Origin of the sequence: Mycobacterium sp. (genome assembly GCF_049280035.1) — a bacterium.
Classification (GTDB): Bacteria; Actinomycetota; Actinomycetes; order Mycobacteriales; family Mycobacteriaceae; genus Mycobacterium.
This window is the reverse complement of the sequence record NZ_JBAPPI010000373.1, coordinates 1-5912: the sequence shown is the minus strand read 5'-3', so window position 1 is coordinate 5912 and position 5912 is coordinate 1. Positions and strand designations below refer to the sequence as shown.

The window sequence follows — 5912 nt, the reverse complement described above, 5'->3', positions numbered from 1 at the left end:
GAACGAGGTCATCTGCCACGGCATCCCCGACTCGACGGTGATCGAAGACGGCGACATCGTCAACATCGACGTCACCGCCTACATCGACGGCGTGCACGGGGACACCAACGCCACGTTTCTGGCCGGCGACGTCTCCGAAGAGCATCGGCTGCTTGTCGAGCGCACCCATGAGGCGACGATGCGGGCGATCAAGGCCGTCAAACCGGGCCGTGCCCTGTCGGCGGTCGGCCGCGTCATCGAATCCTACGCAAACCGGTTCGGCTACAACGTCGTTCGCGACTTCACCGGTCACGGCATCGGTACCACCTTTCACAACGGACTCGTCGTCCTGCACTACGACCAGCCGTCGGTCACCACGATCCTCGAGCCGGGCATGACGTTCACCATCGAGCCGATGATCAACCTCGGCGCGCTCGACTACGAGATCTGGGACGACGGCTGGACCGTGGTCACCACAGACCGCAAATGGACTGCGCAATTCGAGCACACGTTGCTGGTCACCGAGTCCGGCGTGGACATCCTCACCCTGCCGTGACCGGTGCGCCCAAGCCGTGAGCGGTGCGCTGCTGGTCGCCGGCACCAGCTCCGACGCCGGCAAGTCGGTGGTGGTCGCCGGACTCTGCCGGTTGCTCGCGCGCAAGGGCATTCGGGTCGCGCCGTTCAAGGCGCAGAACATGTCGAACAATTCCGCGGTCACCATCGAGGGCGGTGAGATCGGCCGAGCCCAGGCAATGCAGGCCCGCGCGGCCGGTCTGGCCCCCAGCGTGCGGTTCAACCCGATCCTGCTCAAACCCGGCAGCGATACGGCCTCGCAACTGGTAATCCGGGGACAGGCCGTCGACTCGGTCACCGCGACCGAGTACTGGTCGCATCGCAACCAGCTACTCAGTGTCGTGCTCGACGAATTGTCGCAGCTGAGAGCCGAATTCGATGCGGTGATTTGCGAGGGCGCCGGATCGCCGGCCGAAATCAACCTACGCGCAACCGACCTCGTCAATATGGGCTTGGCCCGCCCCGCGAATTTGCCGGTGATTCTGGTCGGCGACATCGACCGCGGCGGCCTGCTGGCGCATCTGTTCGGGACTGTGGCGGTGCTCGAGCCCGACGACCAGGCGCTGGTCGCCGGGTTCATCGTGAACAAGTTTCGCGGCGACGCGGCGTTGCTCGAGCCCGGGTTACAGCAACTCGCCGAGCTCACCGGCCGTCCGACTTACGGGGTGCTGCCGTACTGCGACGACCTCTGGCTCGACGCCGAGGATTCGGTGTCGGTGTTGGCCCACCGCATCATCGGCAGACCGCAACCGCCGCACGGCTCGGGGTGGCTACGGGTCGCGGTGCCGCGGCTGCCGCGGATCTCCAACTCCACCGATATCGAAGCGCTGGCCTGCGAACCCGGCGTGCTGGTGCGTTGGGTCAGCCAACCCGCCGACCTGGTGGATGCCGACGTCGTCGTGCTGCCGGGCACCAAGGCCACCGTCGCCGACCTGGGCTGGCTGCGGGAGCGTGGGCTGGACCAGGCCATCGCCGCGCATGCCGCGTCCGGCCGGACTGTGCTGGGCATCTGCGGTGGCTTCCAGATGCTGTGCCGCTGGATCGACGACCCGGTGGAAAGCCAGTCGGGCCGGGTTCAGGCCATCGGGCTGCTGGACGCCGATATCGTGTTCGCTCCTGACAAGGTGCTGCGCCGCTGGCAGGGATCGCTGCACGGCTACGAGATCCACCACGGCCGGGTGGCCCGCTGCGCGGAGGCCGGCTGGTTCGAGGTGGACGGGTCCCCGCAGGGGTATCGGCGCGGCCAGGTATTCGGGACGCACTGGCACGGCCTGTTCGACAATGACGACTTTCGTCGCCTTTGGTTGACAAACGCCGCGGCGGCAACCGGCCGCGATGGGTTTGTGGTGGCTGAAGACATTGATGTTTCGGCGCGGCGGGATGGCCAGCTGGATGTGATGGCCGATCTGTTGGACGCCCACACCGACGTCGATGCAGTCATCGGATTGTTAAGCGGCGGCCCACCGCCGCGTCCGACCGTCGTCGCCGCCCTGCACTGACAACGTCGCCTGTCGTTCCAAAACGGCGGTCAGCCAAAAGTTTTCAAAATGGCCGTTCCTTATTGTCGCTGTCGTCGTCGCAAATTGACGCGTCAGTTCGATGTTGCGAGAACGTTTCCAATTGAAGCTGTGTCAACTAACTACGCGAAAACGGCCCGCGCGCGGGCCAATTGGCTGTAATTTGCTTTAGTGCTCTCGACGATGATGACAACCGTCGACGGGTTTCCCATCCAGGTGAGTGATACCGGTCCGGACCAGGGCTCCGTCGTGGTGTTGCTGGGTGCCGCGCAGCGCGCGCCAGCCGCGTACGACGCGGTGTGTGAGCGCCTGCACACCGCGTCGCTGCGGACGATCGTCGTCGGCCCGGACTCACGACTGACACCCAAATCTGTGGTAGGCATTCTCGACTCGCTCGACATCAATTGGGGCGTACTGGTCGGCGATCGGGTGGGCGGCGAGCTGGCCTGGGAGTTGGCGGCGACCAGGCTGGACCGTTTCACCGGTCTGGTGGCCATCGACCGCGGGCATCCACGGGTCGCCGATGCCACCGGGGTGATCCGCGACGACCACTGTCCGCCGGTCGAGATCAACACAACCGCGCTGGTCAGCACACCGGCTGCACAGGCGGTGGCCCGCGCCAGCCAGCGGTTCGTTTACGGCGATTACCGCGTGGTGGAGTTGCTTGCCCGGCGCAACGCGCACGAGTCGACCGCCCAGTTGGCTGCCGAGATCGTCCTGCGCACCAGCACCTGGTGACGGAAAACCATCGCCCTGGCGGCACTGAAGGCCAAGCGCCGTTGTCGCGTGATGAGCTCGGGCGACTGGTCGCCGCCGGTGATGTTGACACCGTGATCGTCGGGTTCACCGACATGCAGGGCCGGCTGATGGGCAAGCGGGTCGCCGCGCGGTTCTTCCTCGACGAGGTGGCCGAGCACGGTGCCGAATGCTGCAACTACCTGTTCGCCGTCGACGTCGACATGACCACCGTCGGCGGTTACGCGATGTCGAACTGGGACACCGGGTACGGCGACATCGTGATGCTGCCGGACCCGACGACGCTTCGGCTGATTCCGTGGCTGCCCGGGACAGCGCTGGTGCTGGCCGATTTGGCGTGGCATGACGGCAGCCCGGTCGAGCCGGCGCCGCGTCGCGTCCTGCGTCGTCAACTTGACCGGCTAAGCCAATGCGGGCTGCGCGCCTATGTCGCGACCGAACTGGAATTCATGGTTTTCGACGACACGTACCGGCACGCCTGGGCGAACGGCTATCGCGGGCTGATTCCGGCCAGCGACTACAACATGGACTACGCGGTGCAGGCCTCCAGCCGGATGGAGCCGCTGCTGCGCGACATTCGACAGCACATGCAGGGTGCGGGTCTGCGTTGGGAAGCTTCCAAGGGCGAATGCAACAAGGGTCAGCAGGAGATCGGGTTCCGCTACGACGAGGCGCTGGTCACCTGCGACAACCACAGTATTTACAAGAACGGGGCTAAAGAAATCGCCGACCAGCACGGCAAAGCCCTGACGTTCATGGCGAAATACGATGAGCGCGAGGGCAACAGCTGCCATATTCACCTGTCGCTTCGGGCGACGGATGGCTCCGCAGTATTCGCCGATGCTGAGCAACAGCGAGGCATGTCGCAAACGTTCCGCAGCTTCGTCGCCGGCCAGTTGGCTACATTGCGCGAGTTGACGATGTTTTATGCGCCGAACATCAACTCTTACAAGCGGTTTGCCGATCGCAGCTTTGCGCCTACCGTGGTGGCGTGGGGACTCGACAATCGGACCTGTGCGCTGCGCATCGTCGGTCACGGCGACAATATGCGGGTGGAATGCCGGGTGCCCGGCGGTGACGTCAACCAGTATCTGGCCGTGGCGGCGCTGATCGCCGGTGGGCTGCACGGTATCGAGCAGGGCTTGCAGTTGCCCGAGCCGTGCTCAGGCAATGCCTATCAGGCCGTTGGCGATGTCGAACGGCTGCCCGGCACGCTGGCCGAGGCCGCGGCGCTTTTCGAGGCGTCGACGGTCGCTAAGCAGGCGTTCGGGGAGAATGTCGTGAGCCACTACGTCAACAACGCCCACGTCGAGGTGGCGGCGTTCAATGCGGCAGTCACCGACTGGGAGAGGATGCGGGGGTTTGAACGTTTCTAGACCGCCGGTGATTGGCTTGACCACTTATCTGGACCAGGCGCAGATGGGTGTGTGGGATGTCCGCGCCAGCTTCCTGCCCGCTGTCTATTTTCAGGGCGTCATCGCGGCAGGCGGGGTGGCTGTGCTGCTACCTCCGCAGCCGGTCGATCCCGACATCGCGGAACGGGTGCTCGACGGCCTGGACGGGCTGCTGATCACCGGCGGCAAGGACGTCGACCCCGCCGCCTACGGCCAGCAGCCGCATCCGGCCACCGACCAGCCCGGCCGTCAGCGCGACGCCTGGGAATTCACGCTGCTGGACGCAGCGCTCAAGCGCGAAATACCGGTGCTGGGCATCTGTCGCGGCGCGCAGGTACTCAACGTCGCGCTGGGCGGAACGCTGCATCAGCACCTGCCTGACGTCGTCGGACACAGCGGGCACCGGGCCGGCAACGCGGTGTTCAGCCGACTGCCGGTGCGCACGGTCGCGGGTACCCGGCTGGCCGCATTGGTTGGTGAATCGGTCGACGCGCAGTGCTATCACCATCAAGCCATCGCCGAACTCGGCAAGGGCCTGATCGTCAGCGCATGGGATGCCGATGGTGTGATCGAGGCGCTGGAATCGCCCGGGGAGGGCTTCGTGCTCGCGGTGCAGTGGCATCCGGAGGAGAGTTTGGACGACCTGCGACTGTTCTCGGCGATTGTCGAGGCAGCGCGTGTATACGCGAGCGGACGGGTGGGATGATGAGCATCGATCTGAGCCGGCGGCTGGCCGGCAGGATCGCCGTTGTCACCGGCGGCGGCGGCGGAATCGGCCTGGCGTCGGCGCGGCGGCTGCATGCCGAGGGGGCCACCGTCGTCATCGGCGACATCGACCAGCAGAGCGGTGCGGCGGCCGCCGACGAACTGGGCGGTCTGTTTGTCGGCGTGGACGTTTCGGATGAAGCAGCGGTCAACACGCTGTTCGACACGGCGGCGCACACCTACGGTTCGGTCGACATCGCGGTCAACAACGCGGGCATTTCGCCACCGGAGGACGAGCTGATCGAGAACACCGATCTGCCGGTCTGGCAGCAGGTGCAGGACGTCAACCTGAAATCGGTCTACCTGTGCTGCCGGGCGGCGTTGCGGCACATGGCGCCTGCAGGCAAAGGGTCGATCGTCAACGTGGCGTCGTTCGTTGCGGTGATGGGATCGGCTACCTCCCAGATCTCCTACACCGCGTCCAAAGGTGGGGTGCTGGCGATGTCGCGGGAGCTTGGAGTGCAGTTCGCCCGCCAGGGCATTCGGGTCAACGCGCTGTGCCCCGGGCCGGTGAATACCCCACTGCTGCAAGAGCTTTTCGCCAGCGACCCCGAGCGCGCGGCTCGGCGGCTGGTGCACGTGCCGATGGGCCGCTTCGCCGAGGCCGACGAAATCGCTGCAGCCGTAGCCTTTTTGGCCAGCGACGACGCCTCGTTCATCACCGCGGCGACGTTCCTGGTCGACGGCGGTATCAGCTCCGCCTACACCACCCCGCTGTAGGGCTGCCGGTCACCCGGCCGCCGGTGAATGCGCCACCACCGTCGGGCGGAAGCCGTATTTGGGAGCGGAGCCGTTGAAGTGGTTTCCGGCTGCACTGGCAGCCGGCATTCCCGGCATGCCGGGCACCGCGGCCGGGGCGCCGATCGGCGCGCCTCCTAACAACGGGGCGATGGGGCTTGTCGTCGCCGCGATCGCATCCCAGCTCGGC

At 66.0% G+C, this 5912-nt stretch carries 7 protein-coding genes; 6 read left to right on the top strand and 1 reads right to left on the bottom strand.

Translation table 11 applies throughout. From position 1 onward, the window contains the following. The 6 genes from map to WAN71_RS12580 form a co-directional block, all read left to right on the top strand. Positions 1–535, top strand: a 535-nt coding sequence (map, locus tag WAN71_RS12605) for a type I methionyl aminopeptidase (RefSeq protein ID WP_422225648.1), incomplete at its 5' end; no start/stop codon positions are given. A 16-nt stretch (positions 536–551) separates the two neighbouring features. After that, the gene (locus WAN71_RS12600) at positions 552–2051 is read left to right on the top strand and encodes a cobyric acid synthase (protein ID WP_422225647.1); all 1500 of its coding nucleotides are present in this window, start codon (positions 552–554) and stop codon (positions 2049–2051) included. Positions 2052–2255: 204 nt separating this feature from the next. Next, positions 2256–2807, top strand: a complete 552-nt coding sequence (locus WAN71_RS12595) for an alpha/beta fold hydrolase (RefSeq protein WP_422225649.1) — start codon at positions 2256–2258, stop codon at positions 2805–2807. Continuing rightward, the gene (locus WAN71_RS12590; RefSeq protein WP_422225646.1) at positions 2804–4201 is read left to right on the top strand and encodes a glutamine synthetase family protein; all 1398 of its coding nucleotides are present in this window, start codon (positions 2804–2806) and stop codon (positions 4199–4201) included. Before WAN71_RS12595 ends, WAN71_RS12590 begins: the two co-directional genes overlap by 4 nt. Further along, positions 4152–4925: a gamma-glutamyl-gamma-aminobutyrate hydrolase family protein gene (locus WAN71_RS12585; RefSeq protein ID WP_422225645.1), complete on the top strand. Its 774-nt coding sequence runs from the start codon at positions 4152–4154 to the stop codon at positions 4923–4925. Before WAN71_RS12590 ends, WAN71_RS12585 begins: the two co-directional genes overlap by 50 nt. Next, positions 4925–5704: a 3-oxoacyl-ACP reductase gene (locus WAN71_RS12580; protein WP_422225644.1), complete on the top strand. Its 780-nt coding sequence runs from the start codon at positions 4925–4927 to the stop codon at positions 5702–5704. Before WAN71_RS12585 ends, WAN71_RS12580 begins: the two co-directional genes overlap by 1 nt. 9 nt (positions 5705–5713) lie before the next feature. Here WAN71_RS12580 and WAN71_RS12575 read toward each other — a convergent pair. Next, positions 5714–5912 (bottom strand): PPE family protein, SVP subgroup (locus WAN71_RS12575; RefSeq protein ID WP_422225643.1); only part of this gene is annotated, 199 nt, incomplete at its 5' end.

Coding starts and splice junctions, on each gene's coding strand:
- WAN71_RS12580 (WP_422225644.1), top strand. CDS start 4,925: ATGAGCATCGATCTGAGCCGGCGGCTGGCCGGCAGGATCGCCGTTGTC.
- WAN71_RS12595 (WP_422225649.1), top strand. CDS start 2,256: ATGACAACCGTCGACGGGTTTCCCATCCAGGTGAGTGATACCGGTCCG.
- WAN71_RS12585 (WP_422225645.1), top strand. CDS start 4,152: ATGCGGCAGTCACCGACTGGGAGAGGATGCGGGGGTTTGAACGTTTCT.